The sequence below is a fragment of the Streptomyces sp. NBC_00344 genome, from assembly GCF_036088315.1.
Lineage (GTDB): Bacteria > Actinomycetota > Actinomycetes > Streptomycetales > Streptomycetaceae > Streptomyces.
Genome location: NZ_CP107996.1, coordinates 118,065 through 138,956 on the forward strand (window position 1 = coordinate 118,065; position 20,892 = coordinate 138,956).

Genomic DNA, 20,892 nt, shown 5'->3' on the forward strand with positions numbered 1-20,892 from the left:
CCCGACCGCCGCTTCGTAGTCCTTTCCACGATCTGTTGCCACCTGTGCTTGTTTCGCGGGTCGATTGGACCTCAGCTCTTGACGGCCTCCGCGATCTGCAGAGCCGCCTGGGCTGGCGTGAGGTGTGTGGTGTCCACGACCTCGGCCTCACCGTGTAGCCACGTGCGAGCCGCCTCGGCGTAGGGCTCAAGGTAGGCGAGACGGAATGGGGAGGGCCCCATGAGAGTGTCTCCCTCGATGCGCCCTCGGAGGGTGTCCTGGTCGGCGTGGAGGACGAAGTGCCGTACTGGGATGGCATGGTGGGCGAGGCCCGTGCTGATCTCCCGCCAGTACTGCTCGACCAGGACAGTCATGGGCATCACCAGAGTGCCGCCGGTGTAGTCGAGTACGTGGCGGGCGGTCTCGACTACGAGCGGCCGCCACGGCGGCCAGTGCTGGAAGTTGTCGGTCCCGGGCAGCCCCGGCGTGATGTCCATGAGTGTCTCGCCGACCTTCTCGGCGTCGAACACCCGTGAATCCGGGATCAGCTGCTGCACGAGTGCGCTGGTCGTCGTCTTGCCTGCACCGTGGGTACCGTTGAGCCATACGATCATGAGGCTGACGCTACCGCCGTGCGGGCCGCGGGAACGGGAACAACGGAAAACGGTACGGCTTCGGCATTTCTCAACGTGGCGTCGACCACCAAGATCAGGGGTGTCACCTACCTCGAAAGGTTGCGACAGGCCGCCGTGCGACTCCGCAGGAAACGACTCAGACGACCACGACCCGGCGCCCGCGCGTGTGGCCGGCTTGGCTGTCGATGTGTGCTGCTGCGGCCCTGGCGAGCGTGTATGACTTCTCGACCGGTATGTGGAGCTTTCCCCGCGAGATGAGACCGGCGGCTTCGGCGAGCGCTTCCGGCACGCTCCCGGCCACGCCGGAGAATCGGACACCGAGCTCCGGCGCACCGAGATCGGCGATGGAGATCACCTTCTGTGGACCCCCGGTCAGTTCCACGAGCTCGCGGATCACGCCCGAGCCGGACAGATCGAGAGCCGCGTCGACATGGCCGAGCTGACGCACCCGCTCGACCCAGCCCTCGCCGTACGTCGTGGCAAGAGCACCAAAGCTGCGCAGATAGTCCTGGTTCGCGGCCCCAGCGGTGCCGATCACCGTGATGCCGCGGTCGCGGGCGATCTGTAGAACCGCCGAACCGACTCCCCCGGACGCGCCGCTGACCAGCAGCGTCTGCCCGGGCTGCACATTGACCTCACGGATGATGCGCAGGGCGGTCTCCACCACGGAGGGGTACCCGGCCGCCTCCTCGAACGTCAGCCCCGCGGGCATACGGGCCCAGGCCGACAGCACGGCGAACTCGGCATAGGTGCTTGACCCTTCACCGAACACCTGGTCGCCGAGCTCGACCCCTGCAACACCCTCGCCCACCTGGTCCACCACCCCGGAGGCGTCCAGCCCCACTCCGGAGGGCAACTCGGTCGGATGGGCCCCCAGGACCTGGCCTTCACGGACCCTCCAGTCAACAGGGTTCACACCCGCCGCCCGCACGGCGATACGTATCCGGCCTGGGCCCGCGTGGGGCTTCTCGGCGTCTATGAGTTGCAGAACGTCCGGACCGCCGAACTCGGCGAAGCTCACTTTCTTCATGGGACGACCATACCACTAACGGTTAGTCTTTCGCAACAGATGCACTTTTGTGCCTGATAGGGTTACGCCATGACCGTGCCGACCGGACGCCGAGAGCGCAAGAAGGCCGCGACCCGCCAGAAGATCGCTGACACTGCCCTGCGGCTCTTCCTGGAACGCGGATACGAATCGGTTGGCATTCGTGACGTGGCCGCCGAGGCCGATGTAGCCGTCACCACGCTCTTCTCCCACTTCGCCTCGAAGGAGGCCCTGGTCTTCGAGCAGGACGACGACTTCGAGCAACGCCTCACGCATGCCGTCACCGGCCGGGCCCCGCACGAGCCGCTCATCCCCGCGCTGCGCCGCGAGATCCAGGCCCTGGTCAGCCATTGCACAGCGGACAGCGCCGCCCCGATCTGGCGCATGATCGACGCATCACGCGCCCTGCGCGAGTACGAGGACTCGATGAGGCTGCGCCATGCAGAGTCGCTGGCAACGGCGATCTCCGCCGACCCCGGTCTCCCGCAGACCACGACGGCCTGCCGTACGCTGGCGAGGTTCGTGATCGACGCCTATTCGCTGGCCCGTGAGGCGCCCGATCCGAAGGCCGCAGTGGACGAGATCTTCCGGATGATCGAGGCGGCCTGGGAGGTCACCTGACCTTCTCGACGTGCGTGGGGAACTGTCTGCTCGAACACATCGTTCACGTCGCCGACAAACAAGAACAGAGCCCGGCCGGTGCGGAGCCCCGCCACCACCTGCGGGTCGGTGAGAAGCGGGGTCGACCGCAGGGCCGGCAAACCGCTTCGGCAGTTGGTGCTTCCCTACGTTGGCGTCTCGCGGCACGGATGTTGGTCACGGGCCGGTAGCGCCGGGCTCCTGTGAGCGGTTCTCCATCAACCCTTTCATCAGTCCCCTCTTCCAGCACTGGGCTTCCCGCGGGCTGTGGAGCCTGACCACCTCAACGCCCAGGTCGGCGGTCTCTGCTACCTGTCGGGCATAGCGGGGCCGGTTCCTCCGGTACTTACGAATGGCGGTACGCAGCAGCGATCGGCGGCTGAGGAATGCCTTGCTCCACGTCAGCCGCCGAGCTTGTGCACTGTCTTCGCGGCCTGTGAGCTGGCACAAGCTACGGCGGACGATTCGGTACACGATCAGGGCCAGCGGAAAGTCGAGCCACACGAGCACGTCGGCGCGGTGCCAGACCACATCGGCGAGCTGGGAGAAGTTCCCTTCGACAATCCATTCATCTTGCCGCGCGATCTCACCTGCCTGGTGGCGGAACTCCTCCAGGGGCAGCGGGCCGTCAGGGGTGAACAGGAGGTTGTCGAGATCTGTGTGGGGGTGACCGAGCTCTGCCGAGAGCCATCTGGCCAGGGTTGTCTTCCCGGTGGCGGGCGGTCCGAAGAGTGCGATTCTCTGCATGGGTTCCTTGCCTAAGCGGGGGGGGAGAGACCTCTACGGACCTTGCACGGCCGTCACCCCGCGATCAACTCATCGCCCTGCGTTCGCTCTTCGCCTGGGCCAGCTCATCCGCCCTCGAGGAGATTGACTCAAACGCCGACGGACACTGCTCCAGGCGCGCCGGGCAAGGCCCAATTCATTGACCGGCGTGCAGCAACGTAAAACCGCTGGAAAGGGCACACGAGGCACAGCAGTGCTGTGACCGGAAAGGCTTACCAGGTTCGGCGCCAGTCGAGACGTTGTGGAGAGCGACGGGTTGCGCCACTGAATGCCTTTCCCGCTGCGACGACGCGGGTGGGTCTTGCCCGAGCTGTGGGTCGTGGCGACGTAGAGTCGGGAAACGTGATCAACGGAGCGCACGTCATCCTGTACAGCCGCGATGCCGAAGGGGATCGCGCCTTTCTGCGGGACACTCTCGGAGCGAAGAGCGTCGACGCCGGCGGCGGCTGGCTCGTCCTGCAGCTGCCGCCCGCTGAGGTGGCCGTCCACCCGACGGACGCGGACCAGAAACACGAGCTCTACTTCATGTGCGACGACGTCGACGCCACCGTCACCGAGCTGAAGGAGAAGGGTGTTGAGTTCACCGCGCCGGTCAGCGAGCAGCGCTGGGGCAGGCTCACCGCCTTCCGGCTGCCCGGCGGCGGCGAGGTGGGGCTGTACGAGCCGCTGCACCCGACCGCGTACGACCTCTAGCCCCACGCTTTCACCAGCCGGGGTATCCGAGGCCTGATCGGACGAGCAGGGAGTGCCTCTGATCTGGGGCGATGAGGTGTGTGAAGAGTCCTGTACGTGTCAGGAAGCAGCACTCCCCAGGTGAAGCGCCGCATCGAGTCGTACCCACGTGTCCGCGTCGAGGGCGGTGCGCCCTGGAGTGGTCTCGCAGAACGGTGCTCCTGCCGGGGAGTGCCTTGCGACATCGGCGTGCTGTCCGCAGCCGGCCCCCTGTGCACTTACGGCCATCGTCCGTCGGGGACGTGCACCCGCGACCGAGGACCTGAAAGTCGTACGCACGTGGGGCGAGTGCGGCGAGTGCGGCGAGCAGACCATGTGCTCACTCCCGCTCCAGCCTTCGCTGCGGACACACATGCGTCCGAGACAGGCCGAAGACGATGGCAAGCGCCACCCGCAAAGTTCCCTGGATCCTTGCCCGCTCCGCACAGGCGGCGGTTGCGGCGGACGCGTTGCGAACTGCGCCTCGGAAAGTTCCACCTCGAACTCCGAGCGGACGATGCGATGCCTCGCGAGGCGGAGGAGCTTCCTCGCACGGGGCGCATCGGGACGGGGCGTTTTCGGGCCCGGCTACTGGTGGCCGGCGAGACCGTGTGCCTGGCAGCCATCAACGCCCTGGGCCAGGACATCTCCACCCGCCTGGTCCCATCCCTGGCGATGGCACCAGCCGTAGCCACCACCGCGCCGACACGGATCACACCGAAACCAGCCGCGACGTCAAGAAAACACCGAGCGAGCCCCACCCCCCCATGGCGCGATGGGTGGGGGTGTGGCCGAGGCGGCCGCAGGGCCGGTCGAGGGCGGGGCGGGACGGGGTGTTGCCGTGTACGCGCGGTGACGCGGAGTGGGAATCCGGGGGTGCTGGGGCCGGTGGTCTGTGAGCTCGGGCATAGGGTCCGCGTCACATAGGACGGTGCTTAGTAGGCCCCCGGCGGGGCTTGCCCCCTTGCCGCACAACCTCTCCACACCCTTGTCCCTTTTGTCACTATTTATGGTCGTAGGTCACACGATTGCCAGCGGCCGGGACCGTCTCGCAAGGTGTTGGACGTACCGGGGAGCCGAGCGCCGGATCGGGCAGAGCACACCGCCCGCCATCCAGACACCGGCCCCACGACACGAACCAGGGCGCCAGCGCCTCACCCGTGTCGCCGACCCCCCAGTCGGCCTCCCCACGACGTCCCCGAATGGAGAGGTACCCGCATGACCGCCACCACCCGCCGCACCCTGAACCTCCGCAAGACCTCCGCGGCCGGCCTCGCCGCCGCCGCCGCGGCCTGCGCACTGACCCTGGCCCCGCACCCGGCCCACGCCGCCGAGCCCGTCCGCACCGCGCCCGTGTCGGCCTCCACCGTCACCGCCGCCCAGGTCGCCCAGCAGGCCGACCACGCCGAGAAGACCGCCGCCGTGAAGAAGACCTCCGGCGCCAAGCACACCGACGCCGTGACCGAGATCGTCAAGAGCACGAAATACGGCAACAACCTCGACGGCTGGATCCGCGAGTCACTGGCCATCATGAAGGCCAAGCACATCCCCGGCAGCTACGACGGCCTGCACCGCAACATCATGCGCGAGTCCAGCGGCAACCCCAACGCCCAGAACAACTGGGACGTCAACGCCCAGAACGGCATCCCCTCCAAGGGCCTCCTCCAGGTGATCCAGCCCACCTTCGACACCTACCACGTCAAGGGCACCAAGAACAGCCTCACCGACCCCGTCGCCAACATCGTCGCCGCAGCCAACTACGCCGCCGACAAATACGGCTCGATGGACAACGTCAACTCCGCCTACTGACCCAGCGGATCGACCACACACCCCACGACCACCTGAGTCCATGGGACGGCCGGCTCCCCCAGGAACGGCAGGACTCAGGTCCCGGCAGGCACTGGAACAGGTCCACCCACGAACCCACCCCAGCCCCTGCCGTTCCCCCGCCCCGCACACCCCGCACACTGCGACAGACCGCACCCACCGACCCAGCACGGCTGCTGGGCAGCTTCCCCGTTCGTCCGGGTGCTCCCGGGGCCACCGCTGGGAAACCAAGCCGGCCCACCGGGCCTTCACCGGATCGGAGGCCCTCAAATGAGCGGAGCAACGGCGCGCGCCGGCCCAGAACATGGTGCGCGAGTGGTACTAGCGAGTGACCACGTTGAACACGGGGTAGATTCGCGGTTGTACGTCCGCGACACCGAGTTCTTGCAGCATCGGGACGATGGTCTCGCCGAACTGCTGGAACGCCTCATCGGACTCCCAGACGTCCACGACGAGCCAACCATCGCCGGTGGGAGCGGCAGTGTGCGAGATAAGACCGGCCACCGGCCAGTCGGCGAGGCTCTTGACCGGACCGGGCCGGCCGGCCACCTTCTCCGCGCTCTGCTCGTACTGGGCCTGAGTCATCCCCGGCATATCGAGAACCACCACGATTGCCATGCTGAGTTCCCTTGCTAAGAGGTATGGAGCCGTCCACCCAGTTGACCCTCTCTACGAGCCGTCGGCGCGTTGGCCTGAGCCGGAAGGGGCACGGACAGCACCTACCGGCCCTGCGGCCCGGCAGGCCCCACACTCATTCATGGTCTATCGCGAGCGACACGGATGAGTTCCGTCCGCGCCGGGTGGCGTGGATGCGGCCGTACCCCCCACGGCCACGGCTCAATACCAGTAAGCGCTCCCACGAGGCCAGGACGCGGCTCCCGGAGCCGCTGTTCAGGACGGTGGGGCACACACGGGTGTCCGGCGCGGCTCGGCAGCCGCCTCACCTACCGGTTGAGAAAGCCGCCGATCCGCCGTCGCAGGCCTTCCGTATCCAGTCCGTGCGCAGTGACGTGCTCGCGCCAGGTGCCGTAGCGGCGCAACTCCGCACGCGCCGTGCCCAGCGGGAGAATGCGGTGGGGCACGTTCTGCAGCGCTTCGTTGGCGGAAGTCACTGATGTGCCGGCCAGATATGGCTCGACCAGCACCACATGCGCCGCATCCGTGCCCGCTACTGCCGTCCGCGGTCCGGCCCCGTCGAAGGGCCGCACCGCCGAGGCGTACAACACGGTCACGTCCATTCCTTTCACTGCGTCGAGCGTTGCATCGAGCAGCGGTCCCACCGCGACCACGACCCCGGAGCGGCCCTCGCGCAGCACCTTGAACCGGCCCGGGGGCACCGGGTGGGCGGTGCGGTTGGACTGTTCGCTGAGACGTACATACACCTGGTTGTCCGCGGCGGCCGCGTGCCTGATCAGCGCTTCGGCCTCGTCGGGGTGGCCGGGCACGTGAACGCGTCTTGGCGTGCGCGCCATGTGCGCCTTTCTGCCCGCCACCGAACGATGGCCGGACCCGGGCGCCCCGTGCAGGTCGTCGGGTGCGTCCGTAGTGGTCTCGTGGGCGTGCCGCGGTCTACCGTCAGCTGAACTCTGCCGCGTGGTCGATGGCCCACTTCGCGAAGGTGCCGGCGGGTCGGCCGGTGAGACGCTCAACATGATCGGTGGTGCGGTTGGAATCCGGTCGGCACACCGACGCTGCGATCAGCGCTTCCACCAGCCGCTCGGGACGACCGTCTGCGAGCATCCGTGATCGCGCGAGATCGGCGGGGAGCGCTCGGAAGCGCAGGCGGCGCCGGAGTGCGGCACCGATGAGAGCGACCTGGTCGGCGCGACTGAGCACCGCTGGTCCCGTCAACACTGATGGTTCGTCGTCCAGTTGGTCTTGGTGCGCGAGCAGTACGGCTACGGCCGCATCGGCCACATCGCGCTCGTCGACGACGGCTGTGCGCGCGACATCCGGGCCTGACACCACGTCGCCGGCCCGCAACTGTGCACTCCAGCCGCGGGCGTTGGAGGCCAATGTGTCACTGCGAAGCGTCCTGGGTCGCAGACCCGCATCATGGAGCAGGGCTTCCATGTCCGCGTGCACTTGAACGATGGGATCACTCTGGTGAGCGGCTTCGTCGTCTATGGCTGTCGACGACAGGTAGACGACGCGGGGTGCCGCTGCGGCGAGTTCCGCAACCAGGTCGTGGGCGGGGGCGGAATCCAGCAGGGGCCAGATCAGGAAGACGGCGTCGATGCCCACGAGCGCCGCGCGGACGGCACTGGGGTCGGTCAGGTCTCCGATCACCGGCTCGGCTCCGGGGCGCGGGCCGGCCTGATGGTGTAGAAGGCTACGTACGCGCGCACCCTGTGTCTGGAGGCGGTCAACGACCTCCCGGCCGAGATTGCCGGCCGCGCCGGTGACCAGAATCGATGGACTGTGACGGGCGCCCGGGGGGCGAGTGATATCAGGCATGACCGAGACGCTAGGGGTTCAGGCCGACATGAAGGCAAGGCGCGTGTGGTGAGGACGATCGGAGAAGTAGCCGCAGAACTCGGAGTCGAATCCCATGTGCTTCGGCACTGGGAACAGGTGGGGGCGCTCACCGTGCGTCGCGATGGCAACGGCTACCGCATCTACGACGACAACGCTCTGGAACAGGCACGCACCGTGCTGAGACTGCGACGTGTCGGGCTCTCGCTGCCCGAGGTGACCGCCGCCATGTCGCCGAGGAAGTCGGCGGCACAGGCAATCGTGAGGGCGAAGATCGCCGCCCTCGAAAGCGAAGTCGTCCACAGGCAGAGGGCAATTACCTTCCTGCAGCACACCCTTGACTGCCGGCATCGCTATCTCGACGAGTGTCCGGAGTGTGCGACGTTCGTCCGCGAAGCGTGAACCGTCATCCCGCTGGGAGGCTCGAGCGCCAGTGTCTCTTCGGTCCTCCCCCGTGGCACAGCGTCGGGGCCGGTCGCGACAGCGCGACGGCCGGAGGTGTTCCAGGCGCGAGGCCCGCCCCGTGATGAGGCGAGCCTTGCTGTCGACCCGACTAGGCAGCGGCGCACCGTTCAGTCGATGCCGCGCACGATGGAGGCGTCCTCGGGGTCCTCTTCGTATCCGGCCGGCCGGGCGGGAGCGCCAGGGGCTCGCGTGGTGAAAACGTTCGGCTGTTCGGTTCCGCAGAGCCGACTCACGGTTCGCTCCTCGCCTTCAGGCGATGGTTGTTGCGGCGTCATTCGTTCCTCCCCGATCGTCATGACGGTCCGGCGCGGGCGGTCACAGGTCGTCGCGGCTGACCTGGCGCCGGAGCACCTGCCAGCCGCCGTCCACCCGGATGAGAGTGTCCTCGCACAGCGTGCTGCAGTAGATGGTGGGTTTCTCCCCATGCCGGGTCTCGAGCACCATCACGTACGAGCGGGTGTCGACGCGTTCGCCGGCGCCGTCCGGCGCGTGGACGGCCGCCAGCATGGTCATGACGTGCCGGCGGACGATCCGGGCCCGGGCCTGGGCGGCAAAGGCGCGGTCGCAGTGCTCGGCGATCGCGGCCCGGCCCTTGATGGGTTCGTCGAAGGCGTTGGTGGCGAAGACCCCGTCCTGCGTGAAGGTGCCCGCCCAGGCCGGGACGTCGAGGTCGTCAGAAGACTGCATCTGCCGGGCATAGAAGTGCTGGAGGTCCTGATAGACCTCCGCGGTGACCGGGGTTGTCGCCACTGCTGCCGCCTGGACCATAACGGGGGTCTCCTCAAGGCTCGTTCGGGAACGGGTGGATTTCACAGGCAGGTTGGGTGTCCTGACTCAAAGGCGGCTGTAGAGCGGGTCAAAGGGGGACGATGCGCCTGGGCCCTTCTTGACCCGGTCTACAGCCGCCTTTGAGCGCCGCTCACAAAGGTCGACGCTCGTGCGGCACGCCGGAGCGGGGCTGCCGTGAACAGGACTGCCGGAGATGAGGACGAGATGACCAGAACCGAATCGGCTGCACTGACTGCCGAGACACCCCTGGAGGCCCCTGCGCTGCGGTGGGCCGATGGCCCTGTCGACCGGATGCTCGCCGATGCGGCGCGTGCCCATCCGGCGCGGGTGGCGATCCGCAGCGACGACACGGAGACCTCCTACGCCGAACTGGACGCCGCCGCGACGGACTGGGCCCGGACGCTGTACCGGGCGGAGGGCGGGCCGCCGGGGACGGTGGCCGTCGCCCAGGCCCTCGATCCCAGGTTTCCCGCCGTGTACTACGGGATCCTGCGGGCGGGCGGGACGGCCGCTGTGGTCAACCCGTGGCTTCCGGCGCCTGTGCTGGCACATGTGCTGAAACTGTCGAAGGCTCGTGTGGCGATCGTTCCGCGTGAGGTCCGGGAGCGGTTGCTGCCGCTCCTGGATACGCTGCCGGATTTGCGGCGCGTGCTCGTCCTGGGTGAGGACCTGGCGGACGGCGCCGGCGACGCGGGCCTGCGGACGGCGGCGGGGGGCGAGGAGGAACGGGCTGTGATGCTCTTCACCAGCGGCTCCACGGGTGTACCCAAGGCCGTTCAGCTGAGCCATCGCAATATCAAGGTGAACGCGGCCCAGATGGCGGCGGCACACCGTGTCAATGCCTCATCGACGGTCCTGCTGCATCTGCCGATATACCATCCGATGCACATGAACACCGCCGTCTGCGTGGCGGCGACGCAGGTCCTGTGCACGAGTGGGCGTCCGGTCGAGGCGATCGAGCTGGCCAACCGCACCGGTGCGACGCACTACTACACGTTCCCGGTGCGACTGCTGGAACTTGCGGCCGAACCTGCACTCTCCTCCCTGCAGTTGGACACCGTGAGGGTGATGGCGTCCGGCGGCACGGCCGTGCCGCCGCGCGTGGTGCGTGCCCTGGCGGACACCTTCGGTCTCCCGCTGCTCCAGGGATACGGGATGTGTGAGACCTCGTCGCTGGCGTCCTCCGACGATCCGGACGCGCCCCGGGAGGGGTCCGTGGGTCTGCCACTGGAGGGCAGTCGGATACGGATCGTCGATCCCGCGTCCGGGAGTGCCCTGCCGGCGTACGGCATCGGGGAGATCCGGATCCAGGGTCCGCATGTGATGCAGGGATACCACGGTCACACCGGTTCCTCGCCGGTGGACGAGAACGGCTGGCTCGCCACGGGGGACATGGGACATCTGGACGAGGACGGGTACCTTTTCCTGTTCGACCGGGTCAAGGACGCCTTCTCGTGCGGCGGCGAGCTGGTCTCGCCGACCGCCGTGGAGCGCAGGCTGGACGCTCATCCGGCGGTCGGGGACTGCGCTGTCGTCGGCGGCCCCGACCCTGTGCTCGGTATGTCCGCGGTGGCCTTCGTCGTACTGCAGGAGGGTAGTGGCGCGGGCATCGGAGCGGTCCTGGACGCGGTCAACAAGGAACTGACGAATGGTCAGCGCATCCGCCGGGTTGAAGTAGTGACGGACATCCCGCGGCTGGCCACCGGCAAGGTGGCCCGGGACGAACTCAGGGGACGCCTTGCCGACGCCTGAGCCGCAGGAGTGGCCGCGGCCCCTGTGGGAGATCAGTGAGGGCTGCATCAACTGCGATGTGGCGCGCCAGCTGGCGCCGGAGACGGTGATCGAGGCAGACGCCCGTTCGGTGCTGGTCCGCCAGCCGGCCGATGCGGAGGAACAGCTGGCGCTGGAGCGGGCGGCGGTCGCCTGTCCCGTGCGGGCGATCCGCCGCGGTCCAGGGCACGTCGCGGCAGCGCCCTTCCCCATGCGTCTCGATCGTGAGGTCTATCTCTGCGGGCACAATTCCGCCCGGACCTTCGGAGCCAACGCCTACCTGGTGCGCCGCCCGGAGGGCAATCTGCTGGTGGACACGCCGCGCTGGACATCGGCGATCGCCGCCTCGTACGAGCGGCTGGGCGGCATCTCCCACATCCTGCTGACGCACCGCGACCACACCGCTCACGCCCGGCGGTTCGCGGAGCACTTCGGCGCCCGGGTGTGGATCCATGAGGGTGACGAGGACGCCGCACCCTACGCCGACATGGTGGTGCGGGGCACGGAGCCGGCCGAGGTACTGCCGGGGGTGATGCTGCGGCCCGTGCCCGGCCATACCCGGGGAAGCGTCGTGTACGTGGTGGACGAGCGGTACTGCTTCACCGGGGACACGCTGTACTGGTCGCGGACCGCGCAGGACCTCGAGGTTTTCGAGACGGTGCTCTGGTACTCCCGCCCGGAGCTGGAGGACTCACTGCTGCGTCTGGCCGAGCAGGCACGCTTCAGCTGGGTGCTGCCCGGCCACGGCGACCGGTGTCACCGGCCGGCCGGGGAACTGCACGGGCGGCTGGTGCATCTGGTCGCGCGCATGCGGGAAAGGCCGCCGCAGCCGCTCGACATCGGTGCGGTCGAGTGGTGATCGGCCGGAGCCCTGCCGCGTTCAACCCTTGGTCCGCCACTGGGGGTTGAACCCGCGGATGACGTCGTCGAGCATCCCCTGCAGGCTCTCCAGCTCATTGCGGCCCAGGGCGGAAAGGGCTTGGCGGATGTTGTGGATCTGCAGCGGCAGCGCCTTGGCCAGAGCGGCGCTGCCGCGCGGTGTCAGTACGGCGTAGACGGCCCTCTTGTCCTCAAGAGGCGTCTGACGACTGACGAGTCCGGCGAGTTCCATACGGTCGACGAGTTTGGTCACGCTGGCCTTGGAGACGACCAGGTCGCGGCTGAGCTGGAGCAGCCGCATGCGTGAGCCCTCGGCGCCGTTGAGCCGGGCCAGGACCTCGAACCAGGCGAGGGAGATGCCGTGTTCCTGGGTCAGGGAGCGGTCGAGGGCCTTGGAGACATGGCCGTAGGTGTGCGCCAAGGAGATCCACGCCCGGAATTCCGGGCCGTCGGTTCCGGTCGGGGCGTGGGTCTCGCCGGGGGTGACACCCGCTTCAGTTGACATGCTAACTCTGCCCTGCCTATCCTGGCGTTGCGGTTTCCAGGTTAACTATTTCACGACGAACCGCATTTGTCACGCCCGGTGCATCCCCGTTCTCGGGTGCGCAGGACCGCGAGACCGACCGGCTTCCAGGCACCTCACACCCATCCGTAGTCCATTCGAAATCCAAAGGAGTCGGAGATGGACAGCACCACCTCTCCGGATACGTCCGATACCACCACCGGCCATTTCGGCCGCACCATGACCGTGACCGCCGTCGCCACCTTCATGGTGTCTCTGGACCAGTTGGTCGTCACCACTGCCCTGACGAAGATCCGGGAGCATCTGCACACCGGTCTCGCGGGACTGGAGTGGACGGTCAACGCCTACACCCTCACCTTCGCGGTCTTCCTGCTCACGGCCTCCGCCCTGGCCGAGCGCTTCGGCAGGCGTCGGCTCTTCTTAGCCGGCCTCGCCCTGTTCACCGGGGCGTCGGCGATGGCCGCACTCGCGCCGGACATCGGCGTGCTCATCGCGGCCCGCGCGATCCAGGGGCTGGGGTCGGCCATCGTGCTGCCGCTCACCTTGACCCTGCTCTCCGCCGCGGTCCCGCCGAGTAAGCGCGGAGCCGCCCTCGGCATCTGGGGCGGAGTGGGCGGACTGGGCGTCGCCCTGGGCCCGGTGGTCGGCGGATTCATCACCGAGAGCGCTTCCTGGCAGTGGATCTTCTGGCTGAACGTCCCGATCGGCGTGGTACTGCTCGCGTTGTCCTCGACCTGGCTGACGGAGAGCTTCGGCCCGGCGGCCAGGCTCGACCTTGTGGGCACCGTACTGGCCTGCCTCGGACTGCTCGGCGTCGTGGTGTCGATCATCCGGGGCGACGCGGAGGGCTGGACCAGCGCGCAGACCCTGGGCACGGGCATCGGCGGCCTCGTGGCGCTGGTGGCGTTCGTCGCCTGGGAGTTGCGGACGCCCCACCCGATGCTGCCGATGCGGCTCTTCGCCGGGCGGGCCTTCACCACGGTGAACCTGTTGTCCCTGTTCATGTTCTTCGGAATGTTCGGCTCGATCTTCCTGATCACCCAGTACCTGCAGACCGCTCTCGGATACTCGCCGTTCGGCGCGGGGCTGCGCTTTTTGGCCTGGACCGGTGTGGTGCTCATCGCGGCCCCGCTGGGCGGCGGTCTGTCCGACAAGATCGGCGGCAAGCCGATCATCGTGGCCGGTCTGATGCTGCAGAGCGTGGGTCTGCTCTGGCTGGCCCTGTCCATCACAACAGGTAGCTCGTTCCTGTCCCTGGTGCCCGCGTTCGTCTGCAACGGCTTCGGCATGGGCCTGTACTTCGGTCCGGCGGGCAATGTCGTCATGGGCTCGGTGCGCCGCGATCAGGAGGGAATCGCCTCCGGCGCCAACAACGCGATCCGTGAACTGGGCGGCGTGTTCGGAGTGGCCGTGCTCGCAGCGGTCTTCGCCGGCCACGGCGGCTACGACAGCCGGGAGCACTACGTGCACGGCATGCACGTGGCCCTGTGGGTCGGCTTCGCGTTCGTCGCCCTCGGCGCAGTCACCGCGCTGCTGATGCCCCGTCAGCGCCCGGCGGTCGCACCGGTGGAGGCCGTACCGGCCGCCATTACGTACGAGGCGAGGTCCACGGTCGCCGTCGGCGAGTAGCGCAGTCGCCCACCTACCGGCCCGGGTCCGACGCCTCCCCCGCCGTCGGCCCCGGGCCCCTCTGTGGGCACACGGTTTTCGGCGCACCCCCGTGAGCCCGGCGGAAACAGTCAAGTCCATGCATAGTGAGCCCCAAGCCAAGGAAAAGGTATATCCGCGCGTGATTGTCCTCGTGAATGTCTTCCGGGTCCACGAATCACTCTCCGAATTTGAACGCATATTCACCCATGTTTCCGAATGCATGCGGGCGCAGCCCGGATTCCGGCACCACAGGTTGCTCGGCTCCCAGGACGCGGGCTCGACGTACGTGAACCTCGCGGAGTGGCAGGACGAGCAGTCGCTGCGCGACGCGCTGGCCCGGCCCGAGGTCATCGAACGCCTGCGTCCCCTGGCGGCGTTGGCGACCGGCGAAGCGACGGTCTACCGCCCGGTCCTCGAGCGTTCATCCCTGGAGGCATGACATGCCACCCGCCCAGACCGGCCCGGCGGCCCCGGCGGCCCCGGCGGCCCCGGCGGCCCCGGCGGCCCCGGCGGCCCCGGCGGCCCCGGCGCACAAGGTGCAGGAGATCGAGGAGGGCGTCTACGCCTACCTCCAGCCGGACGGCGGCTGGTGCCTGAACAACGCGGGCATCATCGTGGCCGGTGCGGGGCCCGTACTCGTGGACACCGCGGCCACCGAGGCACGCGCCCGGCACCTGCGGAACGTGGTCGGCGATATCAGCCCGACTCCGGTGGACATCCTCGTGAACACCCACAGCCACGGCGACCACACTTTCGGCAACCACCTCTTCGGGCACGCCACGGTGGTCGCACACCGAAGAGCCGCTGCCGAGATGGCCGAGCACGGCCTGGCCCTGACGGCACTGTGGCCCGATGTGCGGTGGGGGCACGTGGAGGCAGGCGCCCCCGAGGTCGTCTTCGATGACCGCATGACCCTGCCGGCGGCCGGATTCCGGATCGAGCTGCTCCACCTGGGTCCGGGGCACACGGCGGGTGACGCGGTCGTCTGGCTTCCCGGCCAGCGCGTGCTGTTCACCGGCGACCTGGTCTTCTCCGGCGCTACACCGTTCACGCTGATGGGCTCGGTGGCGGGAACCTTGCGGGTGCTCGACCGGCTACGGGCCCTGGAACCGATGGTGGTGGTGCCCGGGCACGGACCGGTCGGCGGCCCCGAACTGCTGGATGCCGACGCCGGCTACCTGCGATGGGTGCGCGAACTCGCGCGCCAGGGTATCGCCGAGAAACTGGCCCCCCTGCCCCTCGCCCGGGCGACGGACCTGGGGCACTACGCCCAACTCCTCGACAGCGAACGCCTGGTGGGCAATCTGTTCCGAGCGTACGCGGAGGAGCACGGCGCCGAGCCGGCCGCGCCCTTGGACGTCCCGGCCGTGTTCGGGGAGATCGTCGACTACTGCGGGGCCCCTCCACACTGTGCCGCATGACCGCGGTGCGCCCCACCCCATCACCCGCCCGCCCGCCCGCCGGCACTCGACGATGAGTGCAAGGAGCCGCCCAGTGCCCGCAACCCCTGCACCCGCCCCAGCCCCCCGCGGCCGCCGCCGGGAAGCCGAACGCAACGACGAACGGCTGATCGCCGCCGCCCACGAGGCGCTCTCGGAGGTCGGCTGGAGCGTCTCGGTGACCGAGATCGCCAAACGTGCCGGCATCGGTATGGGCAGCTTTTACCGCCGTTACCGGGGAAAGGTGCCGCTGGCCCAGCACGTACGGGTCGTCAGCATGGAGCGCCTCGCCGACGCCGCCCGGGCGGCCGCCGAGGAGCCGGACGGCTGGGAGGCGCTGGTCCGTTTCATGCGCGACGCCGTGAGCGGACCGGCCGGCACGCTACTGCCGCTGATCGGCGGCATCCTGCCCGCCACCCGGGCGGTCGACCAGGCGTCGGCCCGGCTGTACGACGCCGTTGACGCCCTCCTGGAACGCCCCCGGGCGCAAGGAGTGCTGCGGCAGGGAGTCGGCGCGGCTGATCTCGTACTGCTGGTGGTGCACCTCAGAACCCGGCTCCCCGGCCGGCCCGAACGCATCTGCCAACTGCGGCTGCGCTACCTGCACATGGCTTTGGAGGGAATGCGATCAGCGCCCGGCACACAGCGCATGACGCTGCCCCAGCCCTCCCCCGACTGGGAGGAGCTGCATCTGCTGTGGGACAAGCAGCCCGATCCGCGAGCGGGCCGGGACGAGGAGAACCAGGGATGATCTGCCTCGCCGCCTCGCGCGGTGCCACCGCCGCCCTGGTGCTGGCCCAGACGCTGGCCGTGCTCTACACCACCGGCTTCGTCTGGACGCTGCAGCTGATGGACTACCCCATGGTGGCCAGGCTCCGGCAAGGCGCGTCGGAGTCGTACATGGCCGCTCACAACCAGATGTTCTGGCGGGTCCTCGCCCCCGGCCTGCTGGTGGCCGGCCTGACGTCACTACTGCTCGTGGTGGCCAGGAGCGACGCGGTCCCGCTCTGGGCGGCGCTGCTGTCCGTGGCACTCCTGGTCCTGATCATGGTTCTCTCCGGCGCCGTTGCCACGCCCGACCGGGTCGCTCTCGCCGAGCGCTTCTCGGCGTCCGTCCATGCCCATCTGCTCGGTGTGAGCTGGGTGCGCACGACGGCCTTCACGACCTGGAGCGCCCTGGACACTTGGCTGGTCTGGAAGTTCATGCGCTGAGCGCACCCACCTGCCCCTACCTACCTACCCCTGTGGCCTGCGACTCTGTCGCAGGCCACAGGCCTGCCCCCGGACGCTCGCGCACGTAGCGGTGGTGGATCGAAAGTCCTTGGCCCGTCCTTGAGCGGACCTTGAGGCCGCCTCGAGAGCGTGTACTCAGCCGGTTCGGCCTTCCCGCCGACGGCAGCTCCACGATCTGTGTCCCTGTGCGCTCCGGCAGCCGGCAGTCCGGCCGTGATGCGAGGGGACCCCCTTTTACGAAAGGCAGCCGACATGTCAGCGACAGACCCTGGCGCATACCGCGCAGCGGAGCCGGGGCGCGAGCCCACAACCCCCCGCCGGGTGGTCATCACCGGCATCGGCGTGGTGGCACCCGGCGGCACGGGTACCAAAGCGTTCTGGGACCTCATCACGTCGGGGCGCACAGCGACCGGACGCATCTCCTTCTTCGACCCCTCGCCGTTTCGCTCGCAGATCGCGGCCGAGTGCGACTTCGACCCGGCGCTCCACGGACTGACGCCGCGTGAGATCCGCCGTATGGACCGGGCGACTCAGTTCGCGGTGGTCGCCGCCGGCGAGGCGGTGCAGGACAGCGGCCTCGACTTCCAGGGCCCCGATCCGGCCCGGATCGGGGTCACCATCGGCAGCGCGGTCGGCGCGACCATGGGGCTGGAGGAGGAGTACGTCGTCCTCAGCGACAGCGGGCGCAAGTGGGTCGTCGACGCCCAATACGGAGTGCCGCACCTGTACGGGCACTTCGTGCCCAGCAGCATCGCATCCGAGGTCGCCCGGTCCGTGGGCGCCGAGGGCCCCGCGGCCGTTGTCTCGGCCGGTTGCACCTCCGGCATCGACTCGGTCGGATACGCCCGCGAGCTGATCGCCGAGGGAAGCGCCGACATCGTCGTCACCGGTGCCACCGATGCCCCGATTTCGCCGATCGCGGTTGCCTGCTTCGACGCCATCAAGGCGACCTCGCCGCGCAACGACGACGCGCAGCACGCCTCCCGGCCGTTCGACAAGAGCCGCAACGGCTTTGTGCTCGGCGAGGGTGCGGCGGTCTTCGTCCTGGAGGAGTACGAGCACGCCCGGCGGCGCGGCGCACACATCTACACCGAGATCGCGGGCTTCGCGTCCCGCTGCAACGCCTTTCACATGACCGGACTGCGACCTGACGGGCGGGAGATGGCCGTTGCCATCGAGGCCGCGTTGGCCGAGGCCCGGATGAACGCGCAGGAGGTGAACTACATCAACGCGCACGGCTCCGGCACCAAGCAGAACGACCGCCACGAGACAGCCGCGTTCAAGCGCAGCCTCGGCCGGCACGCGTACGACGTGCCGGTCAGTTCGATCAAGTCGATGATCGGCCACTCCCTCGGCGCGATCGGCTCCATCGAGATCGCCGCCTGCGCGCTGGCAATCGAGCACGCGGTGGTGCCGCCCACCGCGAACCTGAATACCCCCGATCCGGAGTGCGACCTCGACTACGTACCCCATACCGCCCGCGAACAGCGAGTGGACACCGCGCTCACCGTCGGCAGTGGATTCGGCGGATTCCAGAGCGCCATGGTGCTGACCCGGCCCTCGGAGAGGAAGACGGCATGAGCGAGTCCGTAGCGGTGACAGGTATCGGCGTGATCGCGCCGAACGGCCTGGGCACCGATGAGTTCTGGACCGCGACGCAGAAGGGCATCAGCGGCATCGACCGGATCAGCCGCTATGACCCCAGCGCTTACCCGACCCGGCTCGCCGGAGAGGTGAAGGACTTCGAGGGGGGCGAACACCTCGCGAACCGGCTGCTGCCGCAGACCGACCGGATGACCCAGATGGCCCTCGTGGCCTCGGACTGGGCGCTCGCCGACGCGGGCCTGGACCCGGCGACACTGCCGGAGTTCGGCATGGGCGTGGTGACGGCCAGTGCCTCCGGCGGCTTCGAGTTCGCCCAGAAGGAACTGCAGAAGCTGTGGAGCAAGGGCCCCGGGTACGTCAGCGCCTACCAGTCGTTCGCGTGGTTCTACGCCGTCAACACCGGCCAGATCTCCATCCGGCACGGCATGCGCGGCCCGAGCGGTGTCCTGGTCACCGACCAGGCCGGCGGCCTGGACGCACTCGGCCACGCACGGCGGCACATCCGCAAGGGCACCGGCGTGGTGCTGTCCGACGGGATGGACGCCTCCCTGTCGCCGTGGGGCCTGGTCTCCCAGCTGACCACCGGGCGTCTGAGTCCGACCGCCGATCCCGAGCGTGCCTACGCGCCGTTCGACACGTCCGCGGACGGCTACCTGCCCGGCGAGGGCGGCGCGATCCTGGTGCTGGAGCGTGAGTCCGGGGCTCGGGAGCGGGGCGCCCGGATCTACGGCACGATCACCGGCTACGGTGCCACGTTCGACCCCAGGCCCGGCTCCGGCCGCGAGCCGGGCCTGCGCCGGGCCATCGAAACGGCTCTGGCCGATGCCCAGGTGGCGCCGGCGGACATCGACGTCGTCTTCGCGGACGCTTCCGGAGTACGCGAGCTGGACCGGATCGAGGCCGCGGCCCTGAGCGCGGTGTTCGGGCCGCGAGCGGTGCCGGTCACCGCCCCCAAGACCATGACCGGCCGCCTCTACTCCGGCGCGGCATCCCTGGACGCGGCGACGGCCCTGCTCGCCATGCGGGACGGTGTGGTCCCGCCCACCCTACGCGTCACCGACCAGGCAGCGGACTGCGCGATCGACCTGGTCCGGGGCGCCGCACGCGAGATGCCCGTGCACCACGCGCTGGTGGTCGCCCGCGGCCACGGCGGATTCAACGCCGCCCTGGTGCTGCGCGCCCCCGACGCCGGCTGACAACCAGCCTCCGCCCGTGTTCCGGCATCTCGCACCTGCCTGACGTATCTGCCCGACATATCCGCCAGCCGACATGAGGACACCACCATGACCGCACGTGAACTGACCATCGCCGACCTGACCCGCATCCTGCGCGAGTGTGCCGGTGAGGATGAGGGCGTCGACCTCGACGGGAACATTCTGGACACCCTGTTCGCCGACCTCGGCTACGACTCCCTGGCCCTGCTGGAGGCCTCCAGCAGCATCGAGCGCGAAGCCGGCGTCAAACTCTCCGACGACGCCGTGAGCGAGGCCCGGACGCCGCGTCTGCTGCTGGCCGCTGTCAACGCGGGGATACCGGCCACCGCTTCGGCTTCGGCCGCGTGAGCCGCGGGCCTGCCGCACCCGACGTGGCAGGCCCGCGCCACCGGCCCTTGCACACACCCTCATCGACACCAGACAGAGAGAGCAAGGCATGGCATACGAAAGCGCCGCGACCGCCATCGTCACCGGTGGCACCAGCGGAATCGGACACGCAGTCACCGAGAGCCTGGCCGCCACCGGCGCCAAGGTCTTCATCTGCGCCCGCAGCGCGCAGGACCTCGACGTCACCATCAAGGATCTGCGCGAACGCGGACTCGAGGTGGACGGCACAACCTGCGATGTCCGCTCACGGCAGGAGGTGCGTGCCTTCGTCGAGGCCGCCGTCGCGCGTTACGGCGCCATCGACATCCTCGTCAACAACGCGGGCCGCAGCGGCGGCGGCGTCACCGCCGACCTCGACGACGACACCTGGTACGACGTCATGGACACCAACCTCAACAGCGTGTTCCTGCTGACACGCGAGGTACTCACCACCGGCCGCATGCGGGAGACGACACGAGGCCGCATCATCAACATCGCCTCGACGGGCGGCAAGCAGGGCGTCGTCCTCGGGGCGCCCTACTCGGCGTCCAAGCACGGCGTCATCGGATTCACCAAAGCGCTGGGTCTCGAACTCGCGAAGTCCAAGATCACCGTGAACGCGGTCTGCCCCGGTTACGTCGAGACACCCATGGCGCAGCAGGTGCGCGCCAACTACGCGCGGATCTGGGAAACCGGCGAACAGGCGGTCCTGGAACGCTTCGAGACCAAGATCCCGCTGGGCCGCTACTCCACCCCGCAGGAAGTGGCCGGCCTGGTCGGCTATCTCGTCACGGACCTCGCAGCCTCGATCACCGCCCAGGCGCTCAACGTCTGCGGCGGGCTCGGGAACTACTGATGC

At 68.8% G+C, this 20,892-nt stretch carries 23 protein-coding genes and 1 pseudogene; 15 read left to right on the top strand and 9 right to left on the bottom strand.

Annotated elements, in window-relative coordinates; translation table 11 throughout:
• Positions 1–71 precede the first annotated feature (71 nt).
• Both OHS16_RS00635 and OHS16_RS00640 read right to left on the bottom strand, forming a co-directional pair.
• On the bottom strand, positions 72–593 hold the full coding sequence (locus OHS16_RS00635; RefSeq protein ID WP_328535141.1) for an ATP-binding protein: 522 nt from the start codon (positions 591–593) through the stop codon (positions 72–74).
• 157 nt (positions 594–750) lie between these two features.
• Entirely contained in the window at positions 751–1,644 is an 894-nt protein-coding gene (locus tag OHS16_RS00640; protein WP_328535142.1) for an NADP-dependent oxidoreductase, read from the bottom strand.
• A 69-nt stretch (positions 1,645–1,713) separates the two neighbouring features.
• Here OHS16_RS00640 and OHS16_RS00645 point away from each other — a divergent pair, with 69 nt between their 5' ends.
• Positions 1,714–2,283, top strand: coding sequence for a TetR/AcrR family transcriptional regulator (locus OHS16_RS00645; protein ID WP_328535143.1), 570 nt, complete (start codon positions 1,714–1,716; stop codon positions 2,281–2,283).
• A 195-nt stretch (positions 2,284–2,478) separates the two neighbouring features.
• Here OHS16_RS00645 and OHS16_RS00650 read toward each other — a convergent pair whose 3' ends face one another.
• Positions 2,479–3,048: an adenylate kinase gene (locus OHS16_RS00650; protein WP_328535144.1), complete on the bottom strand. Its 570-nt coding sequence runs from the start codon at positions 3,046–3,048 to the stop codon at positions 2,479–2,481.
• A 381-nt stretch (positions 3,049–3,429) separates the two neighbouring features.
• Between OHS16_RS00650 and OHS16_RS00655 the strand changes: the two genes are divergently transcribed.
• Together OHS16_RS00655 and OHS16_RS00660 are read left to right on the top strand one after the other, a co-directional pair.
• Positions 3,430–3,780, top strand: coding sequence for a VOC family protein (locus OHS16_RS00655; protein ID WP_328535145.1), 351 nt, complete (start codon positions 3,430–3,432; stop codon positions 3,778–3,780).
• 1,236 nt (positions 3,781–5,016) lie between these two features.
• Complete coding sequence (locus OHS16_RS00660; RefSeq protein ID WP_328535146.1) at positions 5,017–5,607, top strand: transglycosylase SLT domain-containing protein; 591 nt, start codon at positions 5,017–5,019, stop codon at positions 5,605–5,607.
• A gap of 339 nt (positions 5,608–5,946) precedes the next feature.
• On the opposite strand, the gene OHS16_RS00665 is transcribed toward OHS16_RS00660, so the two are convergent.
• The 3 genes and pseudogenes from OHS16_RS00665 to OHS16_RS00675 form a co-directional block, all read right to left on the bottom strand.
• Complete coding sequence (locus tag OHS16_RS00665; RefSeq protein ID WP_328535147.1) at positions 5,947–6,243, bottom strand: hypothetical protein; 297 nt, start codon at positions 6,241–6,243, stop codon at positions 5,947–5,949.
• A gap of 326 nt (positions 6,244–6,569) precedes the next feature.
• Positions 6,570–7,076: pseudogene (locus tag OHS16_RS00670) on the bottom strand (transketolase); the annotation flags it as partial.
• Positions 7,077–7,200: 124 nt separating this feature from the next.
• Positions 7,201–8,082, bottom strand: a complete 882-nt coding sequence (locus OHS16_RS00675; RefSeq protein ID WP_328535148.1) for an SDR family oxidoreductase — start codon at positions 8,080–8,082, stop codon at positions 7,201–7,203.
• 48 nt (positions 8,083–8,130) lie between these two features.
• Between OHS16_RS00675 and OHS16_RS00680 the strand changes: the two genes are divergently transcribed.
• Complete coding sequence (locus OHS16_RS00680) at positions 8,131–8,502, top strand: MerR family transcriptional regulator (RefSeq protein WP_328535149.1); 372 nt, start codon at positions 8,131–8,133, stop codon at positions 8,500–8,502.
• A gap of 170 nt (positions 8,503–8,672) precedes the next feature.
• Here the strand turns inward: OHS16_RS00680 and OHS16_RS00685 are convergent, their stop codons facing one another.
• Positions 8,673–8,798 (bottom strand): hypothetical protein, encoded by a 126-nt coding sequence (locus tag OHS16_RS00685; RefSeq protein WP_328535150.1) that lies wholly within the window; start codon positions 8,796–8,798, stop codon positions 8,673–8,675.
• Positions 8,799–8,880: 82 nt separating this feature from the next.
• Complete coding sequence (locus OHS16_RS00690) at positions 8,881–9,333, bottom strand: nuclear transport factor 2 family protein (protein ID WP_328535151.1); 453 nt, start codon at positions 9,331–9,333, stop codon at positions 8,881–8,883.
• A gap of 225 nt (positions 9,334–9,558) precedes the next feature.
• Here OHS16_RS00690 and OHS16_RS00695 point away from each other — a divergent pair, with 225 nt between their 5' ends.
• Together OHS16_RS00695 and OHS16_RS00700 are read left to right on the top strand one after the other, a co-directional pair.
• Entirely contained in the window at positions 9,559–11,106 is a 1,548-nt protein-coding gene (locus OHS16_RS00695) for a class I adenylate-forming enzyme family protein (protein WP_328535152.1), read from the top strand.
• Entirely contained in the window at positions 11,093–11,983 is an 891-nt protein-coding gene (locus tag OHS16_RS00700; RefSeq protein WP_328535153.1) for an MBL fold metallo-hydrolase, read from the top strand. Before OHS16_RS00695 ends, OHS16_RS00700 begins: the two co-directional genes overlap by 14 nt.
• Before the next feature lie 21 nt (positions 11,984–12,004).
• Here the strand turns inward: OHS16_RS00700 and OHS16_RS00705 are convergent, their stop codons facing one another.
• On the bottom strand, positions 12,005–12,508 hold the full coding sequence (locus tag OHS16_RS00705) for a MarR family winged helix-turn-helix transcriptional regulator (protein WP_328535154.1): 504 nt from the start codon (positions 12,506–12,508) through the stop codon (positions 12,005–12,007).
• A gap of 177 nt (positions 12,509–12,685) precedes the next feature.
• Between OHS16_RS00705 and OHS16_RS00710 the strand changes: the two genes are divergently transcribed.
• The 9 genes from OHS16_RS00710 to fabG all read left to right on the top strand — a co-directional run bounded on the left by OHS16_RS00710 (position 12,686) and on the right by fabG (position 20,889).
• On the top strand, positions 12,686–14,155 hold the full coding sequence (locus tag OHS16_RS00710) for an MFS transporter (RefSeq protein ID WP_328535155.1): 1,470 nt from the start codon (positions 12,686–12,688) through the stop codon (positions 14,153–14,155).
• Between the two features lie 118 nt (positions 14,156–14,273).
• Positions 14,274–14,615: an antibiotic biosynthesis monooxygenase family protein gene (locus OHS16_RS00715; RefSeq protein ID WP_328535156.1), complete on the top strand. Its 342-nt coding sequence runs from the start codon at positions 14,274–14,276 to the stop codon at positions 14,613–14,615.
• Position 14,616: 1 nt separating this feature from the next.
• On the top strand, positions 14,617–15,597 hold the full coding sequence (locus OHS16_RS00720) for an MBL fold metallo-hydrolase (RefSeq protein WP_328535157.1): 981 nt from the start codon (positions 14,617–14,619) through the stop codon (positions 15,595–15,597).
• 73 nt (positions 15,598–15,670) lie between these two features.
• Complete coding sequence (locus OHS16_RS00725; RefSeq protein ID WP_328535158.1) at positions 15,671–16,366, top strand: TetR/AcrR family transcriptional regulator; 696 nt, start codon at positions 15,671–15,673, stop codon at positions 16,364–16,366.
• Positions 16,363–16,827, top strand: coding sequence for a hypothetical protein (locus tag OHS16_RS00730; RefSeq protein ID WP_328535159.1), 465 nt, complete (start codon positions 16,363–16,365; stop codon positions 16,825–16,827). Before OHS16_RS00725 ends, OHS16_RS00730 begins: the two co-directional genes overlap by 4 nt.
• Positions 16,828–17,100: 273 nt before the next feature.
• Positions 17,101–18,429 carry a beta-ketoacyl-[acyl-carrier-protein] synthase family protein gene (locus tag OHS16_RS00735; protein ID WP_328535160.1) on the top strand — a complete coding sequence of 443 codons (1,329 nt, stop codon included), beginning with the start codon at positions 17,101–17,103 and terminating at the stop codon, positions 18,427–18,429.
• Positions 18,426–19,649: a ketosynthase chain-length factor gene (locus tag OHS16_RS00740; RefSeq protein ID WP_328535161.1), complete on the top strand. Its 1,224-nt coding sequence runs from the start codon at positions 18,426–18,428 to the stop codon at positions 19,647–19,649. Before OHS16_RS00735 ends, OHS16_RS00740 begins: the two co-directional genes overlap by 4 nt.
• An 87-nt stretch (positions 19,650–19,736) precedes the next feature.
• Positions 19,737–20,015, top strand: coding sequence for an acyl carrier protein (locus tag OHS16_RS00745; RefSeq protein ID WP_328535162.1), 279 nt, complete (start codon positions 19,737–19,739; stop codon positions 20,013–20,015).
• Between the two features lie 88 nt (positions 20,016–20,103).
• Complete coding sequence (gene fabG / locus OHS16_RS00750) at positions 20,104–20,889, top strand: 3-oxoacyl-ACP reductase FabG (protein ID WP_328535163.1); 786 nt, start codon at positions 20,104–20,106, stop codon at positions 20,887–20,889.
• The last annotated feature ends 3 nt before the right edge of the window (positions 20,890–20,892 follow it).

Bases quoted from the DNA above. Each gene is read 5' to 3' on its own strand.
- OHS16_RS00635 (WP_328535141.1), bottom strand. From the start codon at position 593: ATGATCGTATGGCTCAACGGTACCCACGGTGCAGGCAAGACGACGACC.
- OHS16_RS00640 (WP_328535142.1), bottom strand. From the start codon at position 1,644: ATGAAGAAAGTGAGCTTCGCCGAGTTCGGCGGTCCGGACGTTCTGCAA.
- OHS16_RS00645 (WP_328535143.1), top strand. From the start codon at position 1,714: ATGACCGTGCCGACCGGACGCCGAGAGCGCAAGAAGGCCGCGACCCGC.
- OHS16_RS00650 (WP_328535144.1), bottom strand. From the start codon at position 3,048: ATGCAGAGAATCGCACTCTTCGGACCGCCCGCCACCGGGAAGACAACC.
- OHS16_RS00660 (WP_328535146.1), top strand. From the start codon at position 5,017: ATGACCGCCACCACCCGCCGCACCCTGAACCTCCGCAAGACCTCCGCG.
- OHS16_RS00665 (WP_328535147.1), bottom strand. From the start codon at position 6,243: ATGGCAATCGTGGTGGTTCTCGATATGCCGGGGATGACTCAGGCCCAG.
- OHS16_RS00675 (WP_328535148.1), bottom strand. From the start codon at position 8,082: ATGCCTGATATCACTCGCCCCCCGGGCGCCCGTCACAGTCCATCGATT.
- OHS16_RS00690 (WP_328535151.1), bottom strand. From the start codon at position 9,333: ATGGTCCAGGCGGCAGCAGTGGCGACAACCCCGGTCACCGCGGAGGTC.
- OHS16_RS00695 (WP_328535152.1), top strand. From the start codon at position 9,559: ATGACCAGAACCGAATCGGCTGCACTGACTGCCGAGACACCCCTGGAG.
- OHS16_RS00705 (WP_328535154.1), bottom strand. From the start codon at position 12,508: ATGTCAACTGAAGCGGGTGTCACCCCCGGCGAGACCCACGCCCCGACC.
- OHS16_RS00710 (WP_328535155.1), top strand. From the start codon at position 12,686: ATGGACAGCACCACCTCTCCGGATACGTCCGATACCACCACCGGCCAT.
- OHS16_RS00715 (WP_328535156.1), top strand. From the start codon at position 14,274: ATGCATAGTGAGCCCCAAGCCAAGGAAAAGGTATATCCGCGCGTGATT.
- OHS16_RS00720 (WP_328535157.1), top strand. From the start codon at position 14,617: ATGCCACCCGCCCAGACCGGCCCGGCGGCCCCGGCGGCCCCGGCGGCC.
- OHS16_RS00730 (WP_328535159.1), top strand. From the start codon at position 16,363: ATGATCTGCCTCGCCGCCTCGCGCGGTGCCACCGCCGCCCTGGTGCTG.
- OHS16_RS00735 (WP_328535160.1), top strand. From the start codon at position 17,101: ATGTCAGCGACAGACCCTGGCGCATACCGCGCAGCGGAGCCGGGGCGC.
- OHS16_RS00740 (WP_328535161.1), top strand. From the start codon at position 18,426: ATGAGCGAGTCCGTAGCGGTGACAGGTATCGGCGTGATCGCGCCGAAC.
- OHS16_RS00745 (WP_328535162.1), top strand. From the start codon at position 19,737: ATGACCGCACGTGAACTGACCATCGCCGACCTGACCCGCATCCTGCGC.
- fabG (WP_328535163.1), top strand. From the start codon at position 20,104: ATGGCATACGAAAGCGCCGCGACCGCCATCGTCACCGGTGGCACCAGC.